Source organism: Caloramator sp. CAR-1, assembly GCF_030546345.1.
GTDB classification, from domain to species: Bacteria; Bacillota; Clostridia; order Clostridiales; family Caloramatoraceae; genus Caloramator; species Caloramator australicus.
In genome coordinates, this window is the sequence record NZ_JAUONW010000044.1 from 87,948 (window position 1) to 112,694 (window position 24,747).

A 24,747-nucleotide genomic window follows, 5' to 3' on the forward strand; every position below is an offset into this window, starting at 1 on the left:
TTAGGAAGGTGAGATTTAATGGCTATAGCAATATATTGTCCTCCAAGCAAAGCAAGTAAGAATGTAATTACTGTAAATGCAACTTTAACAAGAAAAGAAGTAGAAGTAATTAGAAACTATTATGAAGCAAAAGAAGATTGGGTTAATGTTATTGCAACGACTTTGGTTACAGTGTTATTAATGTCAACAAATAATTTATTTGCATTTTTGGGAGGGATTACATCAACATTGTTGACGAGTGTAATTTCAGAGAATCTAATAAATAAAGATAATAACATTGATGCAATACTCGTAAATTTAACAAGAGATACATTTAATGTGATATGCACCTATAAATACGTAAGACATGGCTCTAATGATGGTGCATATTTTTTAACATATATTAATTTCCAATAAAGGTGGAGGGGAAATCCTTTCTCCTTCATTTTTTTAAGAAAATAAGTAAATCATAGCGAACATTAGTCCCCAAGCCGTTAAAATTAAGCCTAACTTTGAAAAAGGTTTAGTTTTATATCCTTTTAACGAACTGTTTAATTTTTCTACTATAAGTTTATATAAGGGGGTATTATATATATCTGTTAAATATAAAGACGTTAAATCGAATACCTTGGGTTTAACTTTGATTGTCCATTTATTTTTTTCTTCTTCTATTATGATTGAATTTTTATGAACATTATGATTAATTTGCTGTTCTTTTAAAATTTTACTTAGAATATCTAGGATGTCATTGGGAGGCAAGTTAAAAACTATATATTTTCCTTTAACTATAACCTTATCCCCATAGTCATAGTGTAACAAAAGTCCAAAAACAAACATCACTATAATAAATGCTATTTTAGCTCTAATTTGTTCAAATGATATAGAAGTCAAAAGAGTTAAAAGAAGAAAAATAAAGTTAAAAAATTCATATTTACACAGAAATGATTTTTTGTATATTATTACCGAGCCTAAAAGTATAAGAATTATACCTAAAATAAACATAAAAATCCCTCCTAAAAAAATAACAGAAGTATATATTATCAGATTGCAGATAATTCCTTTTTTGTTAAAAATTTGAAATACCCCATAAGGATTTAAAAGACAATCTTTCATAAGCTTTAGCAATTAGAATTGCTTAGTGAAATAACTGAATGTCATGGTATCCTTCACGGGGCTAACTAAAAACTTTTTAAAGATCCTAAGTATTTTTATGCTTCAACTTGCTGTTTTTTATGCCTTATAAGAAACGTTAATCCAGAAAGTATTCTTAAAAATCCTACTATCAGAAAGGCATTTTTTATTCCTGTAAAATGCGATAATCTCATTCCTATCCAAGGGGAAATTACTAAAGTTATATTAGTTACAAGATTATAAAAGGCAATAAAGGAGGTTCGATTTTCTCTTGGGGATACCTCATATAACGAGTTTAAAAGAAGTAGCATAACCCCTGATACACTAAAGCCTGTAAGCGCAACAAAATATGTAACATGATATATTTTGGTAGATATAGAATAGAAAAAGGGTGCAAGGGCCATGCCTAATGAGGCAATAGTTATTGCAGCAGAATTGCCGTTATTTTTAGAAAAACGTCCCCAAAACCTATATCCATATGCCATTGCAATTCCGTTTATAGTCGATATAATGGCTGCCCACATCTCGTTCGTTTTAAGATAATCTACCTCATAGGTTAAAAAAAGTGGCCAAGCCATTTGCCATGTAAAATGAAAAATAATGACGCAGATTATAAAAACAAAATATTCCTTATGTTTTGGAAGGTTTATCAAAAAATCTAAAGATATTTTATTACCGTTAGTTGAAACTTCTGCATAGGCAGCATTTTTTCTCTCTTTATGCATTAATAAAGTTATAACCTCGATTATTCCAATAAAAAAGGCTATAACAAAGGCTATTTGATAAAAGGTTATAAGCTGGGATTTATTCCTTGAAAGAGAAGTTAATAAAAATCCTGTTATAAGAGTTGTTGCAGTTCCTGCTATTGTTGCAATGCTGTTTCTTGATGCTAAACTTGCCTCCCTATCTCCAGGTGGAAATATGTCTGCGAGGAAAGACTGCCATAAAAATACTGCAATAGAATTTGGAAAATTCATTGCACTGTATAATATTACAAAGGCTATTGGCCTTAATTTATCAGGTAAAAAGGGAACAAGTGCGATTAAAATATAAAAAAACCTCGTTATTAAAAAAGCGAAGGATGTTGTTCGCTTTTTGTTTTTTGTATTTGTTAAAATAATTCCACCTATAAATATCGCAAGGATACTGAAAAAAGCTGGAAGTGAATTAAAAAGCGAGACAAGCTCATCATTTGCATTTAATCTTTTTAAAAACAGTCCTGCAAAGGAAGTAACTAAATTCACTGCGATGACCTGCAAAACTCCGTTTAAATTATTAAGGAAAAAGTTATTTTTTAGTTTAGACAATATAACACCCCCATCCCCATAAAGATTATAACAAAAAATTAAAAAAATTGAAAGAAAAATTAAAATTTGACACCGAACAAATGTTCGTATTATAATTTTCTTGTAATAAAATGGAAGGGGTTGATATCATGCTTATATATATCTTGCCTTTCTATTTAGAGGGAGTAGGGGATGTTTGCAAGGTAAAGGATGAAAAGGGAGAAAGAATTGTTTATATAAAACTTTCCAATATGCTCAAAAACATATTTAAAGAAAGAATGCTGGATTTTAAAGAGGTTAGAAGAAAATGTAGAAAAGTGTTAAATCAAAAGAACATTATTCCTCTTGTATTAAATGAAAAGGAAATCTTACTTCCAATAAAAATTAGAAAACCCAGGACGTCAAGGGATGAAGTTTATGGCTATATTAATTTTCATTTTATTGATAAAATAGAAGAAGGAGAAATCCTTTTAAAAGATGGACAAAAAATTTTTTTTATAGAAAGCTATAGGTCTGTTATTAAAAGGACAAAATTAGTTAAAACTCTAGAAAAGGAATTTTGTGATAAAATTAAATTAGATAAATTTGACTTTAACGCCCCTGCGACAAAGGGGGATATTGCTTTTATATTAAATGAGATACTCTATCTTAAAAAGCTTTTGGAATAGGTGATGAGAATGATAGAAATAGAAGGCTTAGTTGAGAATATAGTTTTTAGAAATGAAGAAAATGGATATACAGTTATCAAGTTAAGACATAATAATGAGCTCATTTCAGTCGTAGGAACAATGCCCTATATTAGCGAAGGAATTAGGATAAAGGTTTCAGGCGAGTGGGTAGTTCATCCGACCTTTGGACAACAAATTAAGCTTACTGGCTACGAAGAGGTTAAGCCTAATACCATAGAAGGCATAGAAAAATATTTGGCATCAGGGCTTATTCCTGGAATAGGTCCGGTAACTGCTAAAAAAATTGTAGAAAAGTTTGGTAAAGACACTTTAGAGATAATAGAAATGAACCCGGAAAGGTTAACAGAAGTTGACGGAATAGGAGAAAAAAAAGCCCAAAGGATTTCTGAAGCTTTCAACGAACAGAGAGAATTAAGAAATGTCCTTATTTTCCTACAAAGCTATGGTATTTCAACAAACTTAGGGATTAAAATTTTCAAAAGATATGGCAATGAAACAATAAGGGTCGTCAAAGAAAACCCCTATAGACTTTGTGATGAGGTAAATGGAATAGGATTTAAAACGGCAGATAAAATAGCACGAAGCATTGGGATAGATTTAACTTCAAAATATAGAATTAGGGCAGGAATAAAATATGTCCTTGCAAACTGCATATCAAACGGACATGTTTATCTTCCTAAATTGGAGCTTTTGGAGGAGGCCTATAAACTACTTAACATCCCCTATGAGCTTATAGAAAATGAGATTATAAGCCTTATTGAGTCTAAGGATGTTGTAAGGGATGATATAGATAATCAAGAAGTTTATTATTTATCACCTTATTACTTTGCTGAGCTTAAGGTTGCCAAAAAACTTATAGAATTATCCCTTCAAACAATTAAAGAAGATCTTGAATGGATAGATAAGGAGATTAAGGATTTTGAGAAGGAAAATAATATTAAATTAGCTGATGAACAAAGGGAGGCAATAATTAAGGCAGTATCGAATGGTGTTTGCGTAATAACTGGAGGTCCTGGCACAGGGAAAACTACGATAATAAAATGTATTATAAAAATTTTTAATAAAAAGGGTCTTGAGGTTGCCCTTTGTGCTCCAACAGGGAGGGCTGCAAAGAGAATTACGGAGGCTACTTTAGAAGAAGCAAAAACTATTCACAGGCTCCTTGAGATGGAGTTTTTAGAATCTGAAAATGGTCCTTGCTTTGCAAGGGATGAGTATAATCCATTAGATCAGGATGTGATCATAGTAGATGAGGCCTCTATGGTGGATATCCTCCTTATGAATAGTTTGTTAAAGGCCATCGACATGGGTAAAAGGCTTATTATTGTTGGGGATGTAGATCAGCTCCCTTCTGTCGGTCCTGGAAATGTTTTAAGGGATATAATAGAAAGCAAGGGTGTTGTAGTTGTTAGATTAAATAGAGTATTTAGACAAAAAAATGAGAGTCTTATTGCTATAAATGCACATAAAATAAATAATGGTGAGATGCCTTTTCTTAATGAAAAGGATAAAGATTTTTTCTTTATTCAAAAGAACAATCCTCAAGATATCTTAGAAGAGATTTTAAATCTTGTAGACAGAAGGCTGCCAAGCTTTAAGGAGGGCTTTGACCCCTTAAAGGATATACAGGTTTTATCTCCTATGAGAAAGGGAGAAAATGGAGTGTTGAATTTAAATAAAGAGCTTCAAAGGATTTTAAATCCTCCTTCGAGTAAAAAGGCAGAAAAAGAGGTTAGGGACATGATTTTTAGAGAAGGCGATAAGGTTATGCAAACCAAAAATAACTATAGTCTACAATGGGAAGGGGATTTTTCGATAGATGGTCAGGGGGTTGGAGTTTTTAATGGTGATATAGGTTTTATAGAAAAAATAGACGATGAGGAACAAAAGGTGACTGTTGCCTTCGATGATAAAAGGGTGGTGTATGATTTTTCAAATCTTGATGAACTGGATCTAGCCTATGCCATAACAATTCATAAAAGTCAAGGAAGCGAATTTCCTGTAATAGTTGTTCCAGTTTCCTTTGGGCCACCGATGCTTATGACGAGAAATTTAATATATACAGCTGTGACAAGGGCTAAGAAACTTGTGGTGCTTGTCGGGATGAAACAAGCCCTAAGCTTTATGATCTCAAACGACAAAACCTTTAATAGATTTTCTGGTCTAAAAAACAGAATAATAGATGTTATTTCGTCAATTAAATAGAGGTGATCCGATGGAGGTTTATTTGTATAAAGCCAAGGGGACGGGTGGGGCTATATATGATTTTTCCTTTAATCCGTATATAGACCACGAAATTTTAAAAAGGACAAGAAATATTGAATCCTTTGAAGTATTAGGTAAGATTTCAATTGATAGGGCTAAGAGCATTATTGATAAAATAAATAAAACATCTATGCTTGATAAAATAATAAAAAATACTGACTTTTTAGTGAAAAAGGAGATTAAAAAAAATAGTCTAAAGGCAGAATATAAAAAAATATCTTCAGGATATGTTCTACCATCAAAGGAAGATATAGAATTTGTGGAGGGTAAAATTATAGGTAGAGTTTTAACCTTAAATGATATCATCGATTATTTTAAAAGATATTATCAATATGATTATCTGCTTGATATATTACAGGTATTATACTGTGAAAGAAGAGTTTCAATTCTTCCTGCCTTTAGAGAAGAAGGAGAAAAACTTTATTGTAATTTCTGCAGAAGGAGGGTTTGCGAAGGCTGCCAATTTAATTTTAAAGAATCGGATCTATTGATTTATGCTGCAGATAACTATAATTTCTCATTAAGACAAGGTTTAGGATATAAATTTCCAAAATTAAAGGACGTAAAGGAAGATATCGCCCTTGATCTATTAGATTTTATAAAATCCAAGAAAAATAATGGGCTTATTTTCTCAGCTCCCCATTCATTTAGTTTAGATATGCTTTACCCTTCCTTTTCCGAAATTTTGAAAACTGGTGGTAAGGTCCTATATATAACAAGCTTTAATGAGGCATATGAAGCATTAGAAAATTTAAAATCGACCTTTTACAACAAAAAAATATCAATAATTCATGATAAATTTGAAGATTTTAGAAATAACGATATAGTTATATCCTACAAATCTAATTATGTTCCTTTTTACAAAGCCTTTGATTTGGTTTTATTGAACGATATTTATAGGGCATTTAATAAAGAGAAATTGCTGCACTTTGCGGCAAAAAAGGCTTGCAAGGACAAGGGGAAGTTTATAGTAGCTTGTATAAATCCCGAAAGATATAAAGAACTTAGCTTTGAAATTACATTTTTGCCCTATTCTCATGGCAACCATCTAATTCCTGAACCAAGGGTTGAGATATCAAAGGTTCTAAGGGAGGGATTTTATCTTCCTGATCTTGCTTTAGATACTTTAAGATGGTCAATCAAGGATGGAAGCAAAACAATAGTTTTTATCCCTAAGAGGATGCAAATATCAACAATATTGAATTACCTTATAATGGAGGGTATAAATAAAAATCAAATTGAGTCAAAAAGCGATTTTTTAACGTTTTTGAAGGGAACAAAAAGGATATATTTAACCAGCGATTTTAGTATTTCTAAAAACTTTTCAGAAAATGTAAACGTTATAGTTTTAAATGCCCATGATGACTGTTATAACGAAGAAATTTTAATTTATCTATCTGCCCTTGCATCCCTTGGGAAAAACAAAAAAGTTGGGGAGGTTTTATTTGTTGCCGAAAATGAAACGGAGGGGATCTCTTTAGCCAAAAAGTGTATAAGAAGTTTAAACAAAGCCGCCTGGGAAAAGGGGTTTGTGAAGCAATAGATGCCCTTTTCTATATTTTGTTTCCTGAAACAAAATATTGTTTAAACTGTGGAAGACTTCAAGAAGAAAAATTTGGACTTTGCACCTTCTGTTATACGGAGATTTTAAAAATTAAATTATCTAAAAGTGTTGTATATGCTTATCCTATAGAGGTAGCCTTTGATGAGGTATATTCTGTATTTAAGTATGACAAGGTAGCTAAGGACATAGTAAGAAGATTGAAATATAAAGAAAAAGTTGAACTGAGCAAAGTTATAGCGTTTTTTATGAAGGATACAATAGATGAGAATAAAATAAAATTTGATCTTATTGTTCCAATTCCAATTTCCAAGAAAAGGTTGAAACTAAGGGGATATAATCAAGCTCTTTTAATTGCAAAGGAACTTTCAAAGCTCACGTTTATTCCTTTTAAGGATTGCATAGAAAAAATAAAAGATACTAAGTCTCAAACACTATTCAAAGATGAAAATAGATGGTATAATGTTAAGGGGGTTTTTGATTGTAACGAGGACCTTCAAGGGAAAACAATTCTTATTGTGGATGATGTATTTACAACCGGGGCAACAGCCCATTATGCATCCGAAGCCTTAAAAAAGTGTAAGGCTAAAAAAGTAATAGTTTTGACCTTTGCGTCATAAGGATATGGCATGATTAGGTCTGTGGTTGAAAGTCGATGCCAGTCGCAGGCGAAACGACCCACGTAAGTCAGACAAAGTCTGATGAGCATGGTGCGGCTTAGAAGTAAGTCCTGCCGGTAAAACCGAGAGGAGGATTAGTGAGAGGCATACACCTTAAGCAAAACTCCCAGCAGGCGAGTGTGGGGGCAAAGACCAGGTCAGCTAATCAATGCCATATCCTTTTTGTATTTCTTTTTATATTTTTGCACAAAATATAAAAAGATATTAACATTAATTGTTGATAAAAACCCTTTGAAATTCAAGTTATGCACAAATTTGTCCACATTATCCACAGATAAATATCAACATATTAACATTTTTCACACTTTAGTAAAAAAGGCTTGATTAAATTTTCAGAAAATATTAAAATTAAAATAAGAAATTTTTCCCTTAGACCACTTGAAAGGGGTAGATCTTATGAAATTTATGATTACGGGAAAGAACATAGTTTTAACAGATGCTCTAAAGGATGTTGTAGAAAAAAAGCTTGGCAAGCTTGAAAAGTATTTTAGTCCAGAACAGGAGGCACATGTTACTTTATCAGTTCAAAAGAATAGGCAGATAATTGAGGTTACAATACCATTTAACGGGATGATATTAAGGGGCGAAGAATCAAGCGGTGATATGTATACATCCATAGATAATGTAGTTGAAAAAATAGAAAGGCAAATAATCAAACATAAAACTAAATTACAAAAGAGGGTTCACAATGGAGAAACACTGAAATTCTTAGATATACCTGAATATAGGGATTACGATGAGGATGAAGAGGGCAAGATAGTTAAGAAAAAAAGGTTTTCAGTAAAGCCTATGGATGTCGAAGAGGCAATACTTGAAATGGAGCTTTTAGGTCATAATTTCTTTGTATTTAGAAACGCAAATACAGAAGAGGTCAATGTGGTTTATAAAAGAAAGGACGGTAACTACGGTATAATAGAGCCAGAAATATAAGGCACGATTAATCGTGCCTTATTTCTTTTGATTGTTAAATTAATTAAAATATGTTAAAATATTAGTATTGCTTTAAAGGAAGGTGGTAGGATGGGACTTTTAGAAAAGATATTTGGGACCCACAGTGAAAGGGAAATTAAAAGGCTAATGCCAATAGTCGATAAAATAGAAAGCCTTGAAAAAACTATGGAAGGTCTTTCAGATGAAGAGCTTAGGAATAAGACCTTCGAGTTTAAGGAAAGGCTTCAAAGGGGCGAAACCCTCGATGACATTTTGCCAGAGGCCTTTGCAGTTGTTAGGGAGGCTGCTTGGAGAACCCTTGGAATGAAGCATTTTAGAGTTCAGCTTTTAGGTGGCATCGTTCTTCATCAAGGAAGAATTGCTGAAATGAAGACAGGTGAAGGAAAAACATTAGTTGCAACTTTACCTGCTTACCTTAATGCCCTAACTGGAAAGGGTGTTCATGTTGTAACTGTAAACGACTACCTTGCAAAGCGTGACAGGGAATGGATGGGTAAGATATATGAATTTTTAGGGCTTACTGTTGGTGTTATTACCCATGACCTTGATGCAGAGGAAAGAAGAAGGGCATATAATTGTGACATCACCTACGGAACTAATAATGAATTTGGCTTTGACTATTTAAGGGATAACATGGTTATATACAAAGAAGAGATGGTTCAAAGGGATCTTCATTATGCCATAATCGACGAAGTTGACTCAATCCTTATAGATGAAGCTAGAACTCCTCTTATTATCTCTGGCGCTGGTGAAAAATCAACAAGGCTATATGAAGTTGCTGACATGTTTGTTAGGACATTAAAAAAGGATGAAGATTATGAAGTTGACGAAAAACAACATGCAGTTACATTAACCCAAAGCGGTATAGATAAAGCAGAAAAATTCTTTAATCTTGAAAACTATGCAGATCCAGAGAACATGGAGATACAGCACCATGTAATTCAAGCCCTAAAGGCTCATGCCCTTATGAAAAGGGATATCGATTATGTAGTAAAAGATGGTGAAGTTATTATAGTTGATGAGTTTACCGGAAGATTAATGTATGGAAGAAGATATTCAGATGGTCTTCATCAGGCAATTGAAGCAAAGGAAGGAGTTAAAATAGAAAGGGAGTCAAAGACCCTTGCGACTATTACCTTCCAAAACTACTTTAGACTATATGAAAAAATTGCCGGTATGACAGGAACTGCCCAAACCGAAGAGGCAGAATTTAGAGAAATATACGGACTTGATGTTATAGTAATTCCAACAAATAGGCCTATGATTAGAGTAGACCATCCGGATGTTGTATATAAGACAGAAAAGGCAAAATTTGATGCCATCGTTGAAGAAATAGTTGAAACCCATAAAACCGGGCAGCCTGTTCTAGTTGGAACGATAAGCATAGAAAAATCAGAAATGCTATCAACCATGTTAAAGAAAAGGGGTATTCATCATCAGGTTCTCAACGCAAAATACCATGAAAAGGAAGCAGAAATAGTTGCCCATGCTGGAGAAAGAGGTATGGTAACCATTGCAACAAACATGGCTGGTCGTGGAACCGACATAAAACTTGGTGAGGGTGTTGCTGAACTTGGAGGACTTAAAATAATAGGAACTGAAAGGCACGAATCAAGGAGAATAGACAACCAGCTAAGAGGACGTGCTGGCCGTCAAGGGGATCCAGGATGTTCAAGATTTTATGTTTCCTTAGAAGATGATTTGATGAGGCTCTTTGGTTCTGATAGGATAAAGGATATAGTATCAAAGCTTGGTCTTCCTGATGATGAGCCTATTGAAAGTAAGATGGTTACAAATGCAATAGAACAGGCCCAAAAGAGGGTTGAGGCAAACAACTTTGAAATAAGAAAATCCCTATTGCAGTTTGACGATGTTTTAAACAGACAAAGAGAAATAATATATTCCCAAAGGAAAAAGGTTTTAGAGGGAGAAAACTTAAAGGACAGCATACAGGGTATGATCATAGATGTTGTTACATCTATAGTCAATGCCCATGTAACTGATGACAGGCATAGGGAAGAATGGGATCTTAAGGGACTTTCAAGATATATTGAAGACGTATTTATGGTAAAAATTAGCGAACAGCAGTTAGATCCTCTTTCAAAGGATGAAATCCTAGAAAAAATTACAGATACAATTAATAAAGCTTATGAGGAAAAGGAAAAGGAATTTGAAGAAAATATTTTTAGAGAAATCGAAAGGGTTGTTCTTCTAAGGACTGTTGATACAAAGTGGATTGACCACATAGATGCTATGGAACATCTAAAGCAGGGAATAGGCCTCAGAGCGTATAGGCATAGAGACCCTGTTCAAGAATATCAAATTGAAGGTATGAATATGTTTGATGAGATGATCTATAGCATCAAAGAAGATACATTAAGATTCCTGTTTAGAGTAAAACCTGAAAGAAAGGTTGAAAGGGAAAGGGTAGCAGAGCCTACTTCAACGAACTATGATGATTCTGTTAAAAAGCAGCCTGTTAGAAAATCAGAAAAAATAGGAAGAAACGATCCATGCCCATGTGGAAGCGGTAAAAAATATAAAAATTGTTGTGGAAGAAACGTATAAGGAGGCGATAGGATGCACATTCAATTTGAAGAACATTATTCAGCAATTGAACCAATGAAAAGAATCCTAGAAGAAGTGGGGGCTTCTCTTTGACATCCCAAGGCTCAAAAAGGAAGTTGAAGAATTAGAAACCAAGATGCAGGATGCTAATTTTTGGAACAACATTGAGGAGGCTCAAAAGATAGTTCAAAGGGCAAAATCCCTAAAGGATAAAGTAGAAAGATATGAGAGCCTTTTAAAAAGAGTGGAGGATCTTGAGGTTTTAATTGAGCTTTGTGATGAAGAGGAGGACTACTCTCATCTTGATGAAATCGCAGAAGAAAGGCACGACCTTGAAAAAAATATAGAAGCCTTTAGGATAGAGACGATGCTTTCTGGAGAATACGATAAAAATGATGCTATATTAACTATCCATGCTGGTGCAGGTGGAACAGAGGCCTGTGATTGGGCTTCTATGCTTTTAAGAATGTATACAAGATGGGCGGAAGGCAAAGGTTATAAAGTAGAGACCGTAGACTTTTTACCAGGTGATGAGGCAGGAGTAAAGAGCGTAACATTAGAGATAAAAGGGGAATACGCCTATGGTTATTTAAAAGCTGAAAAGGGTGTTCATAGACTTGTAAGAATTTCACCCTTCGATGCTGCAGGAAAGAGGCATACATCCTTTGCTTCTGTTGAAGTTTTACCTGAAATTACCGATGATCAGGATATAGAAATAAGGGATGAGGATATAAAGATAGATACCTTCCGCTCCGGCGGGGCAGGCGGGCAGTATGTTAACAAGACTGAGTCTGCCGTTAGAATAACCCACCTTCCAACTGGAATAGTAGTTTCCTGCCAGAGCGAAAGGAGTCAACACTCCAATAGAGAAATGGCAATGAAGATGCTAAAAGCAAAGCTAATTGAGCTTAAAGAAAGGGAAAGAAAGGAAAAGATAGAGGATCTTACTGGAGAGCAAAAGGAAATAGGCTGGGGAAGCCAGATAAGAAGTTACGTATTCCAGCCCTATACCCTTGTTAAGGATCATAGGACTGGAGTTGAAATTGGAAATATTCAAGCTGTTATGGATGGAGAAATCGACGATTTTATAAATGCATATTTAAAGATGGAAAATAAAAAATAGATCCGGATATTCCGGGTCTATTTTTTATGATATGGTTTTTTCCTTTTTTGAAACAGAAGAATATATAAAAACAAACACGATTAAAAATATTGAAGTTAACATATAAACTACATATCTATTCTCTATTATTTCGCTCTTTTCTATAAAAACTTTCCTTGCCTTTAAAAAATCATCAACTACTAAGAAGGCTTCGTTTATTTTATCGACGCTAATGTTTTCAATTGTATCATAGGGAGTGTGAATTTTATCCGTATCATCGTGGATGAAAGTAACTGCGCTTATATTTTTAAGGTTAAAGGGAACGTGATCGCTATTGTCTTCATAACTTCTACCTAGCTTATGACTATTAAGAAAAGCATCGATAGAATCGCTCCTGTTTAATGAGTATACAGATTTTAATGCAGTTAGAGGGATATCCTTTTTAGTGCCGATCATATCAAAATTTATACATTCAGCATTTTCCAAAGGAACAGGGGAATGATTTACAAAGTAGTATGATCCTAAAAGTCCCTCTTCTTCGGCGTTAAAGGCAACGAATATAATGTCTCTACTGGTATATTTGTCTTTAAAGAAGTTGGCAAGCTCCACTAAAAAGGCAACACCGGATGCGTTATCAAGGGCTCCAGGATAAATTCTATTTATAGCGTCAAATCCTACATGGTCGATATGGGCGGTAAAAATTAATGGGTAGCCTTCCTTTTTTAATGCCCTTTTCATTGCAACGACATTTTTTGTTTTAACCTTTTTAAATTCTAATGGGCTTTTTATCACAAAGGTATATCCTTTTTTCTGAAATTTAAGTATTTCATCAAAATATTTATTGTCTAATACGATTTTTACAAGGCCTTCTTTGTATTCATTTTGAAACTTATAGGTGCTTTTGAAATCCATTCTATTATCTGATATATAGATTATCGCCTTTATACCCTTTGATAAAAGCCCTTTATCAAAATCGTATGTAGAATTAGATTCAAAGGGTCTATCGATGGCAATGAATATATCTCCCCTTTTAGAGTCATCGGAATAAATTTTACCTTTAACTTCTCCTCCAATTGAAAGACCATATATTACTTCTTTATAATCGGTTCCATAAACATATTCCTTAATAAGTTTATTACCATCATATACTTTAAAACTTGCTTTGCCGTTAATGAAGGGAACAAAGGCGTAGAAGGATTGAAAGTAGGTTTTATTATCTCCTATTGGTATTAAATTAGCCCTTTTAAATTTTTCAGCTACTAAATCGCAGGCTAATTCATTTCCTATATCACCGGATAATCGTCCGCGATATTTTTCGTTAGAAAGTTCCTTTATTAGGTTAAAAACGTTTTGGGAGTTAAAGGGAGTTGCAAACACAATGGATTGGAAAAGGACAAAGAAGGCCATTATAATTCCAATTAATTTTTTCACAGAACCACCCCATTAATTACATATATTTCTATTATATTCCAATATCCACAGGGTTATCAACAGTTTGTGAATAAATATGTTGATAACCCTGTGATTTTTGTGTGAATTTATATGGATAAATTTAAACTTGTTTTTTTTCTTGCAATGATGTAAAGTAAAAATGGATAAAAATTTTTTGTGATGAGGTGTTTTATATGGAAGATTTACCCGTCAGTTGCATTAATTTAACATAGAGCCTATTTAGGCCCTTCCTGAGCCTAAATAGGCTCAGGAAGGGAGTGGAAATATGCTGCAAATATTTAAAACCAATTTGGAAGGACAGACATTTGAAATCGATAGCATCGAAAAGGGATGCTGGATTAATCTTACTAATCCAACGGAGACAGAACTTGAATACGTTTCGCAAAAAACAGGCCTTTTGATAGAATTTTTAAGGGCACCCCTTGACGAGGAGGAAAGTTCAAGAATCGAAGTTGACGGTGAACAGATTTCGGTTATCATCGATATTCCTATTATGGATGTTAAGGAAAAATCCCTTCAGTATTATACAATACCTTTAGGTATTGTTTTAAACGACAATGTTATAGTCACCATTTGCTTAAAGGAAAATAAAGTAATCGACGATTTTCTTGCAAATAAAGTAAAATCCTTTTTTACCTTTAAAAAATCAAGATTTATACTTCAAATACTTTATAAGGTGGCATCATATTATCTTTGTTATCTTAAGCAGATTGATAAAACAAGCCATATAATTGAGGCAAGGCTTCATAAATCCATGAAAAATAAAGAGCTTATTCAGCTTCTTTCATTAGAAAAAAGCCTTGTATATTTTTCAACTTCGTTAAAATCCAATGAAATTACATTAGAAAAAATGTTAAAACTTGAAATAATGCAGAAATATCCAGAGGATCAGGATGTTTTAGAAGAGGTTATAATAGAAAATAAACAGGCGATTGAAATGGCAAACATCTACAGCAACATTTTAAGTGGAACTATGGATGCCTTTGCTTCGATTATTTCCAATAATTTAAATATAGTTATGAAGTTTTTAGCATCTATTACCATAGTTCTTTCTATTCCAACTGTTATATCTGGATTTTTTGGAATGAACGTTCCTGTTCCCTTTGCTAAACATCCCTATGGATTTTATATTGTAATATTAATAACTTGTGCTATTTCAGCACTTGTTACCTATATCCTTGCCAAGAAGGATATGTTCTAGAAAGGTCGGGGGGTTATGGAATTATTAAATATTTCTTTAAGTTTATTATGTATCATCTTTTTGATTAGGACTATTAATTTAAAAAAGCAAAATATTAAGGTATTAAAAACCAATGAAACCTTATTAAAGGTTGCAAGCGAACTTGAAAACTTTGAAAGCCTTGACAGCATTTATCCAAAACTTTTGAAGTATACGATAGACCTTATTGAGAACGCAGAGACTGGAAGCATATTGATCTATAGCAAAGATAAGGGTGTGTTAGAATATAAGGCTGCCGAAGGATTTGATATTGAGATTTTGAAAAAAATAAATCTTAAAAAGGAAGAGCTTTATCTTTATAAGTCAACAAGGTTAACTGAACCTGCTATTATTAAAAATCCAAGGAAGTTTGATGATAATAATTTGCATAAGGAAAGTTATAAAAAATTATTAGAAAATGATTGCCTAAATATAAGTGCTACCCTGTCTGCTCCAATATATGTTGATGGGGAGTTTTTTGGAGTTATAAATGTTGATAATAGAAGAAAAGAAGATGCCTTCAATAAGAATGATATCAAAGTGATTAAATATATAACTACCCAATTAGAAGCAGCTATAAAAATTGCAAAGCTTATGGATGATTTGAAAAACATATTGAAGATTGATTACCTGACTGGGCTTTACAACATGAGAAGTTTAGAGGAAATTATTGAGAATTTATTATCTAGTAGAAAATATTTTGCATTTTGCATTATCGATTTGAACGATTTTAAAGGGATTAATGATACCTTTGGACATAAAAAGGGGGATGAGGTCCTTAAATATTTTGCTGCAGCATTAAAGCGATATTTTTCTAATGATTCTATAGCATTTAGATATGCAGGGGATGAGTTTGCAATAATAAATTTTAAAGGTATAGATGAACTTAAAGAAAAAATTAATATATTTAGGGAATATTTAAAATCAAATCCTATAGACGACATTACTATAAAGTTTAGTGCGGGATATTGTGACTCTGATATGTGTAATTGCTTAGATGACGTGATACTTAAGGCTGACAATGATATGTATAAAGAAAAAAGGAAATTTAAACTTGAGGTGGTTTGATGGACATAATAAGCATACTTTCAAAGGAGCTCAATATAAGTCAAGGACAAGTTCAAAATACTGTTAAACTTATTGATGAAGGCAACACTATTCCATTTATTGCAAGATACAGAAAGGAAGTTACAGGTGGACTTGATGATATAACATTAAGAAGGCTTTATGATAGGCTTAGTTACTTAAGAAGCCTCCTAGCAAAAAAAGAAGAGGTAAAAAGGCTGATAGGAGAACAGGGAAAGCTTACAAAGGAAATAGAGGAGGCAATTGAAAGGGCGGAGACAATAACGGAGGTTGATGATTTATATAGGCCCTTTAGACCTAAAAAAAGAACTAGGGCTACCATAGCAAAAGAAAAGGGACTAGAACCTTTAGCAAATATTATTATTTCTCAAAGCTATGATGAGGAAATTTATAAAATTGCCCAAGGATTTGTCGATAGCGAAAAGGGTATTCTAACAATAGAAGATGCGATATCGGGGGCATTAGACATTATTGCCGAGGAAATATCGGATAATGCCGATTACAGAAAATTTATTCGAAATATAACCTTTAGAGAAGGAATAATTATTACAAAATCTACAAAGGATGAAACTTCACCATATGAGATGTATTATGACTATAAAGAATCTGTAAAATCAATACTTCCCCACAGGGTTTTGGCAATAAACAGAGGTGAAAGGGAAGAATTTTTATCTGTAAAGATAGAAGCTCCTGTCGAAAAAATACTGGCATATCTTGAGGAAAAAATAATAAAGCGTGAAAGGGATAAGGAGATTCTGCAAAGGGCTATAAAGGATAGCTATCAAAGGCTTATTGAGCCTTCGATTGAGAGGGAAATAAGAAACGATTTAACAGAAAAGGCAGAGGAACAGGCAATAAGGGTTTTTGCAGAGAATTTAAGAAACCTTCTTATGCAGCCGCCAGTAAAGGGAAAAGTTGTTTTAGGCTTTGACCCTGGATTTAGAACCGGATGCAAAGTTGCTGTTGTAGATGAGACAGGGAAGCTTTTAGATACTGCAACGGTATATTCTACAGCGCCTCAAAATGACATTGAGGGAAGCAAAAAAATAATGAAGGAGCTTATATATAAACATAATGTTGATATTATATCCCTTGGCAATGGGACGGCATCAAGGGAGTCTGAAGTTTTTATATCGGAGCTTATAAAGGAGATAAAAGAGGAAAGCGGTAAAAAACTTTACTATGTAGTTGTCTCTGAAGCTGGGGCATCAGTTTATTCTGCATCTGAGCTTGCAAGTAAAGAGTTCCCTGATATTAATGTTTCTTTAAGGGGTGCTATTTCCATTGCAAGAAGGCTTCAGGATCCTTTGGCAGAACTTGTAAAGATAGACCCAAAATCCATCGGCGTTGGACAATACCAGCATGATGTTTCTCAAAAAAGGCTTGATGAAACTTTAAAGGGTGTTGTTGAGGATGTTGTAAACAACGTTGGAGTTGATTTAAATACGGCATCGGTATCTTTGCTCTCCTATGTTTCAGGTATAAACGCTGCTATTGCAAAGAACATAGTGGAAAACAGAGAACAAAATGGAAAATTTACAGATAGAAGACAGCTTTTAAAGGTTAAAAGGCTTGGGGAAAAGGCTTTTGAACAGTGTGCAGGATTTTTAAGAATCCCAGAGAGCCAAAATCCCCTTGACAATACTGCCGTGCATCCAGAATCCTACGAAGCTTGTGAAAGGTTCTTAAATATACTAGGACTTAATATTGAGGATGTGAAGTTAAGAAACCTATCTAATCTTGAAGAACTTGTTGAAAAAAACGGTGGAGTAGAGGAAATTGCAAAAAAGATAAACTGCGGTGTTCCTACCCTTGTGGACATAATAAAGGAGATTAAAAAACCTGGAAGGGATCCAAGGGAGGAGCTTCCACCACCAATATTTATGTCTTCCGTTATGGAGATGGAACACTTGAAAAGCGGCATGATTCTTATGGGAACTGTAAGGAATGTTGCCGATTTCGGTGTGTTTGTAGATATAGGAGTCCATCAGGATGGACTCATCCATAAATCTGAACTTTCCAATAGGTTTATAAAACATCCAATGGAAGTTGTTAAGGTTGGAGATATCGTAAAGGTTAAGGTTTTAGATGTAGATATTAAAAGAAAAAGAATAGCCCTTTCTATGAAGAATATTGAATAGTCCGGGAGTTTTCTCGGACTATTAATTATTGTATATTTCTTCCGATAACTTTATTGTAGCCTTAAAAGGGAGAGGGTAGGATGAAAAAAGATACATTCATGGTTGGGGTTGACTATAGAAAAATATTAGAAAACGAACTTAAAGGTGGACTAAAAAGAATCATTTACTTTAAAAATGAAATAATTACAAGAGAAGCCTTTAAGGATGATTATATATATTTTTTAGATACGGGAAAGGTTATTTTGATTAAAAAGGATATTGAAGAAAGGGAATATTCTGTTGGATATGTTCTTCCTGGAGAGCTTTTTGCCTTATCCTCCTATTTAGGTATGGAGGAAATTGCAACCTATAAGGCTCTAACAAGCTGTGTTGTTTTAGCTGTAGATGCATTATACCTTAAAAAAAGGCTGCAATTTTCTTCGGAACTTAGGGATTTAATTTCTTTTTTAGTTATAAAATCCTTTAGAAATCTCAACATAAGGCAGGCTAATTTAATGTTAAAGGACAGCAAACAAATTTTTATTAACTTTTTAATAGAACATATTAATATTTTTGGAAGGGAAGAAGATGGTAAGATTACTATTGATTTAGATATAAACATAGGAGAAATTTCTAAACTTTTAAACATGTCGCGGGAAACTGTATCAAGGATGCTATCTGATTTAAAAGGGAAAGGTATAATAGAAGGGAATAGAAAACAAATAATAATAAAAGAATATGGTAGATTATTGGAAATAAAAACTTCTTGAAATTATTAGAAAAATTTGATAATATATATACAGAATATCTTCGGGGCAGGGTGAAATTCCCGACCGGCGGTAAAGCCCGCGAGCCGAAAGGCTGACCTGGTGAAATTCCAGGGCCGACAGTTAAAGTCTGGATGGGAGAAGGTATTATTATCTTTTTCTCCCTTTGCCCCTAAAAAAAGGGAGGTTTTTTTATGGAAAAAATCAAGTCAAAAAATCTATCAAAAATGATCAAAATTTCTATTCTTTCTGCAATTGCTCTTATTCTTATGTTTTTTGAATTTGCCCTTCCTATTTTCCCAGACTTTTTAAAAATCGATTTGAGTGAAGTTCCTGTTCTTATTGGAGCCTTTGCACTAGGACCCTTGTCAGGAATTTTAATTGAACTTATGAAAAATTTACTCCATTTTGTGATCAAAAGTCAAACGGCAGGAATAGGCGAGATGGCAAATTTTTTAGTTGGGTGTTCCTTTGTTCTCCCTGCAGCCTATATTTATTCTAAAAACAAATCAAGAAAAGGAGCAATGGTTGGCCTGCTTTTAGGAGTAGTAATAATGGTGATATCAGCATCACTATTAAACTATTTTGTGCTTTTACCTTTATATGAAAAAGTTTTAGGTTTCCCAATAAGCGCAATTGTAGAATGGGCATCTAAAGTTAATAAGAACATAAAGGACGTTAATTCCTTAATTGTATATAGCATAGCACCGTTTAATTTGTTAAAAGGAACTTTTGCATCGCTAATAACTATTCTTATATACAAAAGGGTATCGCCGATACTCCATAAATAAAAATATAAGGCACCTAAGGGTGCCTTATATTACTTCCTTAAGATATTTTAGTGCTGTGCTGCATATTTCTCCTTTGTCAACCATAGATTGAATTATACTTATGGCCTTATCCTTTTGAAGCCCTTTTCTATAGGGTCTATCTGCAGTCAAAGCCTCGTATATATCACAAACTGCCATAATCCTTTCTTCTAAAGATAATCCTTCTTTATCAAGACCTAATGGATATCCACTTCCATCTAGTTTTTCGTGATGATTTGCAGCCCAGTTGGTAATATCCTCAAGTCCCTTTACTCTTGAAAGAATCAACCTTGTATAATAGGTATGGCTTTTTATTATATTTATTTCTCTAGAGTCTAAAGCACCGTTTTTATTTAGAATTGAATTTGGGATGGCAAGTTTCCCAGCATCGTGAAGGAGGGCTGCAATTTCAAATTTAACTCTTTTTTCCTCATCGAAGCCCAAATAAGCAGCTATTTTTAATGCTAATTTTGTAAGATTTGTGGAATGTGTGTAAGTAAAGGGGCTTTTTTTATCTATTATGTCGGCAAACACATATGACATTTGCCTTAGTTCTTCTAATGTAAATGTGCTTATTATTTCAGGCTTTATAGAATCAAATATATCTTGAAAATTGCCTATGTTTTCAACATCCCACCAAAAATATTCCTTTGATTGCACATCTAAAAATAGATCTACAATGTAGGGTGAAAATAATTTTCCTTTACTTGATTTAATATTATCCAATATAAACTGCCTTTGCATGAAATTAGGGATATTTTCATCATACATAAGCTCAAAGGCATCTGAGAGCCTAATTATTTGGGAGATTAATGGAATTTCATCTCCTTTTAGCATGAAGGGACCTGTCCCATCATAGTTTTCATGATGAAACTTAACGGCATCTGAAATAGTTTTGTTTAATGGAAGTTTATCTATAAGGATGCTCCCGTTGTTACTATGTTTTAATATAAATTCAGATTTTAAATGGGCCTCTATTAGTTGACCGGTCCCAGTTATACCTATATCATGAAGGGAGGAAGTAACAAATAAATTTCTTAAGAATATTTTATCCTTTGAAATTTTTTGACCTATTTTCATTGATATATATGTTGTTCTTTTGGAATGATTTAAAAATTTATGTTGAAAGGTTGACCCCAAAAAATCATTTTTTGAATTAATATTTTCATTAAAGGTAGCATATTCACAAAGATCAATGGCAAGGCTTAAGGAGGACAATAAATCATGGGAATTTAATTTTAGCATATTATCACCCTTTAAATTTTTGTTACAAGGTTATTATAAACTTAATTTTAACGAAATTCCACTCTTCTTAAAGATAATTGTTATTTGTTGAAGAATTTTGTCCGAAATGTTATAATGAATTTGGGGGTGTTAAAATGAAGGGAACTGCGGTTTCTACATGGATAAGAACTTGTAGGAAAATTACAAATAATGAGATTGTTGACAAATCCCTTGAGTTTATCGGCTTTAGTAGGGATAAAATTTTTTCACCTTTGGAGGATGTTGAAGATGAAAAGGTATATAAACTAATATCAAATATAGCAAAGCTTTCAGGAAAATCCTATGAAGCTCTTTGGAGGGAAATTGGAATAGATAACGTATTTACTTGGTCAAAGGATTATCCTGCCTTTTTTAAACATGACAGTCTTTATGGATTTTTAAAATCCATGAACGATGTTCACAGACAAGTAACAAAAAGGATTACAGGTGCAAGGCCACCTATTCTAGACCTTGAAGCTATTTCCTCAAGGGAGGCTATTTTTACTTATAGATCCAAAAGGGGAATGTTTGATTACTTTTTGGGACTTTTAGAAGGCGCATCTAAATATTTTAATGAAAAAATTGAAGTAGAACAGATAGAAAAGACGCAGGATATGCTAAAGCTAAAGTTAACCTTTCAAGATGAAATATATATTAAGAAAAAGTATAGGTTAAACAAGTTATTTTCCTTTGGAATAACTAAAAATTTAAACGTTAAAATTGCCCTTTTAAGTTTTATAATATATTCGATATTAAATGGAATTACAATTGCTATAAATAAAGAAATTGCAGGTTTTATTTCCTTTGTCTATGCTTTACTTTCACCCTTTATAGCTTCCTATCTTTTAACAAAACCCTTTGATGTAATAAAGGAAGAGATAGGAAAAATAAACAACAATGATTATTCAGAAAAATTGGATATAGAGACAACGGACGTTTTTGAAGAAATATTCAATCTATTAAAGATGTATAAGACCAAGGTTAGACAGGATTTTGTATCCTTTAAGGGTATGACGGATGAGATGAATACCTTCTCCGGAAAACTTTCAGATATAGCAGAAAAGATGAACATAACTTCAAATGAGATATCTTCAGTGGTTGAGCAGGTTGCAGGTGCTGCCATGATGCAGGCACAGGAGACGGAATCCTCCGTGGCCCTATTGAACGATAATGTTGAATCTATAAAGACAGTCGTTCAGATCGAGATACAAAACAAAGATGAGCTTGAGGATGCTGTTGAAAAGATAGAAGATAGTTTTGCTAATGTAAGCAATACGGTAGATAAATTAAATAAAATTTTAAATGAATTTTCAAATGTAATAGAAAACAGCCAAGAATTACAAAAAAGGGCAAAGGGAATAACAGAAATCGTTTCAATGGTATCATCAATTGCTGCCCAAACAAACCTTTTAGCCTTAAATGCTTCAATTGAGGCAGCAAGGGCAGGAGAAGCAGGAAGAGGCTTTGCAGTTGTTGCAGATGAGGTTAGAAAGCTTGCAGAGGAGTCCCAAAGGGCTGTCAATGAAATCAATGAAAATCTTACAAAGTTCATTGAGGACATTGATAGTTTAGTTGGTGGAATAGGAGTTCAATTTGATGAACTTAGCAATGAAAGTATTGTATTGAAGGATGCTATAGAAAAGAGCGGGGTAGCTAAAGATAAGATAGTTCAAGTTGCAGGTAAGATGATTGAAACTTCTAATAGACTTGAAAGGGAAACTGAGTCAATAGCTGAGATTTATGGCAAAATTGAATCCCTTGCAGCAATTGCCGAAGAAAACTCTGCATCTTCTGAGGAGGTTAGCGCTAATGTTGCAACCTATGCAGAAGAAATTAAAAAGCTCACCCATAATATTTCTGAATTTAAAAGGATGACGGAACAATTTAAGGAGGATATTGATCTTTATAGACTATAATCCCTAAAAGGATTCCCTTTTAGGGATATTTTTGTTGTAAAATGCCAATTGGTATTATAAAATATATATGAATTTTACTAAAGGATGTGGAAGGATGAAGGTAAAGTCCAATTCGCAGGAGATGACCTTTGAAATAGGGTTAAAGATTGCAAAGCTTTTGAAAAAAGGAGATGTAATAAGCTTAAACGGGGATTTGGGTGCAGGAAAAACCCATCTTGTTAAGGGTATAGCAAAGGGATTAGAAGTCCATGAGGATATTACAAGTCCAACCTTCACTATAGTTAATGAATACGATGGTAAAATGCCCCTATATCATTTTGATGTTTATAGGATTTCAGATATATCAGAGCTTTATGAGATAGGTTTTGAGGAATACATATACGGTGAAGGTGTTTCTGTTATTGAGTGGGGCAATCTAGTTGAGGAGCTTTTGCCAGACTATACAATAAAGATAAATATTAGGATTTTAGATGACAATACAAGGGAGATAGAAATTTTAAATTTTAATAAGGAGCTGATATTGTGAGGGTATTAGCAATAGAATCCTCCTCTTTTGTAGCATCAGTTGCGATAGTTACTGAAGAAAAGGTTGAGGGTGAAATTTTTATAAACAATAAGCTTCAGCATTCTGTTTTGATCTTTCCTTTAATAGAAGATATGTTTAAAACTTTGGATTTATCTGTGGATGATATAAATGCAGTTGCTGTATCCGGTGGTCCAGGATCCTTTACAGGTCTTAGGATAGGAGTTGCTGCAGCAAAGGGAATAGCTCAAGGGAAGAATTTAAAATTTATTGGAGTTTCAAGCTTGGATGCAATGGCTTTTATGCAGGTTGGATTCGATGGAGTTATTGTCCCTATAATGGATGCCTTAAGGGATAATGTTTATACTGCTCTTTATAGATTTGAAAGGGGAAGGCTCATAAAAATTAGCGATTATGAAGCTTTGCATATAGACGAACTTATTGAAAGGGTAAAGGAAGAAAAAACACTATTTTGTGGAGATGCTGTAAAAATCCATAGGAAAAAGCTGGAGGGCAATAATTTTTACCTTTCAACTAATACTTCAAACTTACCAAGGGCAAGTGCCCTTGGGGAGCTTGCCCTTTTAAGGCTTATGGAAGGGATGGAGGATGATATATTTACCTTTAGTCCCATTTACATAAGAAAATCCCAAGCTGAAAGGGAATATGAGAAAAAGGTGGGAATAAAGCTTGAGTGACTTTTTAATAAGGGATATGAAGCTTGAGGATATAGATGATGTTGTTAAGATTGAACATTTGAGTTTTAAAACGCCTTGGACTTACGAGGCTTTTTTGTCGGAGATAACACGAAATAAAGTTGCAAAGTATAGGGTTATTGAAAAGGATGCAAGGGTTGTAGGTTATTACGGACTTTGGCTTTTATATGGAGAGGGACATATTACAAACATCGCCGTTCACCCTGAATTTAGAGGGATAGGCCTTGGGAATATGCTCTTGGAGGATATTATAAATATATCGAGGGAAAATAAAATACATGCATTAACTTTAGAGGTTAGAGTTAGCAATACAGTTGCGATAAATTTATATAAAAAATACGGTTTTATTGAAGTTGCAAGAAGAAAGGGATATTATTCGGATACCGGTGAGGATGCGATTATAATGTGGAAGTATGATTTATAAGGCTGCCAATGGCAGCCTTTCAGACTATTGAAAAAGTTATTTATGATTAGCCCCGTGAAGGATTTCCCTGGCATTCGCTCATTTCGCTAAGCAATTCTAATTGCTAAAGCTTATGAGAGATGCCTTTTTGAAATCCATTCACGGGGCTTTTGCAAAATCTGAATACCAAAGAAGGTTTGTTTACAATCTGTAAGGCTGCCAATGGCAGCCTTTTTTTGTTGACAATGAAGGGGGAAAGTG

21 protein-coding genes and 1 riboswitch are annotated in these 24,747 nt (G+C 33.5%); of the genes, 17 read left to right on the plus strand and 4 right to left on the minus strand.

Features of this window, described 5'->3' with window-relative positions:
• The first annotated feature begins 18 nt into the window (after positions 1 to 18).
• Positions 19 to 396, plus strand: coding sequence for a hypothetical protein (locus tag Q3V94_RS12280; protein WP_008907756.1), 378 nt, complete (start codon positions 19 to 21; stop codon positions 394 to 396).
• A 33-nt stretch (positions 397 to 429) separates the two neighbouring features.
• On the opposite strand, the gene Q3V94_RS12285 is transcribed toward Q3V94_RS12280, so the two are convergent.
• Both Q3V94_RS12285 and Q3V94_RS12290 read right to left on the minus strand, forming a co-directional pair.
• A complete protein-coding gene (locus Q3V94_RS12285) occupies positions 430 to 981 on the minus strand; it encodes a hypothetical protein (protein ID WP_303528111.1) in 552 nt (183 codons plus the stop codon).
• Positions 982 to 1,187: 206 nt separating this feature from the next.
• Positions 1,188 to 2,417: an MFS transporter gene (locus Q3V94_RS12290; protein ID WP_040305667.1), complete on the minus strand. Its 1,230-nt coding sequence runs from the start codon at positions 2,415 to 2,417 to the stop codon at positions 1,188 to 1,190.
• Between the two features lie 128 nt (positions 2,418 to 2,545).
• On the opposite strand from Q3V94_RS12290, the gene Q3V94_RS12295 reads away from it, so the two are divergent.
• The 7 genes from Q3V94_RS12295 (at position 2,546) to prfB (ending at position 12,233) form a co-directional block, all read left to right on the plus strand.
• The gene (locus Q3V94_RS12295) at positions 2,546 to 3,064 is read left to right on the plus strand and encodes a hypothetical protein (RefSeq protein ID WP_303528114.1); all 519 of its coding nucleotides are present in this window, start codon (positions 2,546 to 2,548) and stop codon (positions 3,062 to 3,064) included.
• A 9-nt stretch (positions 3,065 to 3,073) separates the two neighbouring features.
• Positions 3,074 to 5,290, plus strand: coding sequence for an ATP-dependent RecD-like DNA helicase (locus Q3V94_RS12300; RefSeq protein WP_303528118.1), 2,217 nt, complete (start codon positions 3,074 to 3,076; stop codon positions 5,288 to 5,290).
• 10 nt (positions 5,291 to 5,300) lie between these two features.
• Positions 5,301 to 6,893, plus strand: coding sequence for a hypothetical protein (locus tag Q3V94_RS12305; protein WP_008907762.1), 1,593 nt, complete (start codon positions 5,301 to 5,303; stop codon positions 6,891 to 6,893).
• Between the two features lie 17 nt (positions 6,894 to 6,910).
• Positions 6,911 to 7,531, plus strand: coding sequence for a ComF family protein (locus Q3V94_RS12310; protein ID WP_008907763.1), 621 nt, complete (start codon positions 6,911 to 6,913; stop codon positions 7,529 to 7,531).
• 456 nt (positions 7,532 to 7,987) lie between these two features.
• Positions 7,988 to 8,521: a ribosome-associated translation inhibitor RaiA gene (gene raiA / locus Q3V94_RS12315; RefSeq protein WP_008907764.1), complete on the plus strand. Its 534-nt coding sequence runs from the start codon at positions 7,988 to 7,990 to the stop codon at positions 8,519 to 8,521.
• 90 nt (positions 8,522 to 8,611) lie between these two features.
• Positions 8,612 to 11,110, plus strand: coding sequence for a preprotein translocase subunit SecA (gene secA / locus Q3V94_RS12320; RefSeq protein ID WP_008907765.1), 2,499 nt, complete (start codon positions 8,612 to 8,614; stop codon positions 11,108 to 11,110).
• A 12-nt stretch (positions 11,111 to 11,122) separates the two neighbouring features.
• Positions 11,123 to 12,233 (plus strand): peptide chain release factor 2 gene (prfB, locus tag Q3V94_RS12325; RefSeq protein WP_303528125.1). Its coding sequence is split into 2 segments (ribosomal slippage): positions 11,123 to 11,200 and positions 11,202 to 12,233, totalling 1,110 coding nucleotides; the frame shifts between segments, so codons are not numbered across the junction.
• A 24-nt stretch (positions 12,234 to 12,257) separates the two neighbouring features.
• On the opposite strand, the gene Q3V94_RS12330 is transcribed toward prfB, so the two are convergent.
• Positions 12,258 to 13,643, minus strand: coding sequence for a M28 family metallopeptidase (locus Q3V94_RS12330; RefSeq protein WP_303528128.1), 1,386 nt, complete (start codon positions 13,641 to 13,643; stop codon positions 12,258 to 12,260).
• 286 nt (positions 13,644 to 13,929) lie between these two features.
• On the opposite strand from Q3V94_RS12330, the gene Q3V94_RS12335 reads away from it, so the two are divergent.
• From Q3V94_RS12335 to Q3V94_RS12355, 5 genes are all read left to right on the plus strand, one after another.
• Positions 13,930 to 14,865, plus strand: coding sequence for a magnesium transporter CorA family protein (locus Q3V94_RS12335; RefSeq protein WP_303528130.1), 936 nt, complete (start codon positions 13,930 to 13,932; stop codon positions 14,863 to 14,865).
• Between the two features lie 15 nt (positions 14,866 to 14,880).
• Entirely contained in the window at positions 14,881 to 15,951 is a 1,071-nt protein-coding gene (locus tag Q3V94_RS12340) for a sensor domain-containing diguanylate cyclase (protein ID WP_303528132.1), read from the plus strand.
• Complete coding sequence (locus tag Q3V94_RS12345; RefSeq protein WP_303528135.1) at positions 15,948 to 18,110, plus strand: Tex family protein; 2,163 nt, start codon at positions 15,948 to 15,950, stop codon at positions 18,108 to 18,110. The genes Q3V94_RS12340 and Q3V94_RS12345 overlap by 4 nt, the downstream gene beginning before the upstream one ends.
• An 80-nt stretch (positions 18,111 to 18,190) precedes the next feature.
• Entirely contained in the window at positions 18,191 to 18,859 is a 669-nt protein-coding gene (locus tag Q3V94_RS12350; RefSeq protein ID WP_008908042.1) for a Crp/Fnr family transcriptional regulator, read from the plus strand.
• 32 nt (positions 18,860 to 18,891) lie between these two features.
• Positions 18,892 to 19,006: riboswitch (FMN riboswitch) on the plus strand.
• A gap of 53 nt (positions 19,007 to 19,059) precedes the next feature.
• The gene (locus Q3V94_RS12355; RefSeq protein WP_040305829.1) at positions 19,060 to 19,647 is read left to right on the plus strand and encodes an ECF transporter S component; all 588 of its coding nucleotides are present in this window, start codon (positions 19,060 to 19,062) and stop codon (positions 19,645 to 19,647) included.
• Positions 19,648 to 19,671: 24 nt separating this feature from the next.
• On the opposite strand, the gene Q3V94_RS12360 is transcribed toward Q3V94_RS12355, so the two are convergent.
• Positions 19,672 to 20,910, minus strand: a complete 1,239-nt coding sequence (locus tag Q3V94_RS12360) for an HD-GYP domain-containing protein (protein WP_008908040.1) — start codon at positions 20,908 to 20,910, stop codon at positions 19,672 to 19,674.
• Positions 20,911 to 21,044: 134 nt separating this feature from the next.
• Here Q3V94_RS12360 and Q3V94_RS12365 point away from each other — a divergent pair, with 134 nt between their 5' ends.
• The 4 genes from Q3V94_RS12365 to rimI all read left to right on the plus strand — a co-directional run bounded on the left by Q3V94_RS12365 (position 21,045) and on the right by rimI (position 24,507).
• Positions 21,045 to 22,844, plus strand: a complete 1,800-nt coding sequence (locus Q3V94_RS12365) for a heme NO-binding domain-containing protein (protein WP_303528141.1) — start codon at positions 21,045 to 21,047, stop codon at positions 22,842 to 22,844.
• A gap of 94 nt (positions 22,845 to 22,938) precedes the next feature.
• Positions 22,939 to 23,370: a tRNA (adenosine(37)-N6)-threonylcarbamoyltransferase complex ATPase subunit type 1 TsaE gene (tsaE, locus tag Q3V94_RS12370; protein WP_008908038.1), complete on the plus strand. Its 432-nt coding sequence runs from the start codon at positions 22,939 to 22,941 to the stop codon at positions 23,368 to 23,370.
• Positions 23,367 to 24,065 carry a tRNA (adenosine(37)-N6)-threonylcarbamoyltransferase complex dimerization subunit type 1 TsaB gene (gene tsaB, locus Q3V94_RS12375; RefSeq protein WP_008908037.1) on the plus strand — a complete coding sequence of 233 codons (699 nt, stop codon included), beginning with the start codon at positions 23,367 to 23,369 and terminating at the stop codon, positions 24,063 to 24,065. The genes tsaE and tsaB overlap by 4 nt, the downstream gene beginning before the upstream one ends.
• 16 nt (positions 24,066 to 24,081) lie before the next feature.
• Positions 24,082 to 24,507, plus strand: a complete 426-nt coding sequence (rimI, locus tag Q3V94_RS12380; protein ID WP_083852791.1) for a ribosomal protein S18-alanine N-acetyltransferase — start codon at positions 24,082 to 24,084, stop codon at positions 24,505 to 24,507.
• Positions 24,508 to 24,747: the final 240 nt, after the last annotated feature.

Coding starts and splice junctions, on each gene's coding strand:
- Q3V94_RS12280 (WP_008907756.1), top strand. CDS start 19: ATGGCTATAGCAATATATTGTCCTCCAAGCAAAGCAAGTAAGAATGTA.
- Q3V94_RS12285 (WP_303528111.1), bottom strand. CDS start 981: ATGTTTATTTTAGGTATAATTCTTATACTTTTAGGCTCGGTAATAATA.
- Q3V94_RS12295 (WP_303528114.1), top strand. CDS start 2,546: ATGCTTATATATATCTTGCCTTTCTATTTAGAGGGAGTAGGGGATGTT.
- Q3V94_RS12300 (WP_303528118.1), top strand. CDS start 3,074: ATGATAGAAATAGAAGGCTTAGTTGAGAATATAGTTTTTAGAAATGAA.
- Q3V94_RS12305 (WP_008907762.1), top strand. CDS start 5,301: ATGGAGGTTTATTTGTATAAAGCCAAGGGGACGGGTGGGGCTATATAT.
- raiA (WP_008907764.1), top strand. CDS start 7,988: ATGAAATTTATGATTACGGGAAAGAACATAGTTTTAACAGATGCTCTA.
- secA (WP_008907765.1), top strand. CDS start 8,612: ATGGGACTTTTAGAAAAGATATTTGGGACCCACAGTGAAAGGGAAATT.
- Q3V94_RS12335 (WP_303528130.1), top strand. CDS start 13,930: ATGCTGCAAATATTTAAAACCAATTTGGAAGGACAGACATTTGAAATC.
- Q3V94_RS12340 (WP_303528132.1), top strand. CDS start 14,881: ATGGAATTATTAAATATTTCTTTAAGTTTATTATGTATCATCTTTTTG.
- Q3V94_RS12350 (WP_008908042.1), top strand. CDS start 18,191: ATGAAAAAAGATACATTCATGGTTGGGGTTGACTATAGAAAAATATTA.
- Q3V94_RS12360 (WP_008908040.1), bottom strand. CDS start 20,910: ATGCTAAAATTAAATTCCCATGATTTATTGTCCTCCTTAAGCCTTGCC.
- Q3V94_RS12365 (WP_303528141.1), top strand. CDS start 21,045: ATGAAGGGAACTGCGGTTTCTACATGGATAAGAACTTGTAGGAAAATT.
- tsaE (WP_008908038.1), top strand. CDS start 22,939: ATGAAGGTAAAGTCCAATTCGCAGGAGATGACCTTTGAAATAGGGTTA.
- rimI (WP_083852791.1), top strand. CDS start 24,082: ATGAAGCTTGAGGATATAGATGATGTTGTTAAGATTGAACATTTGAGT.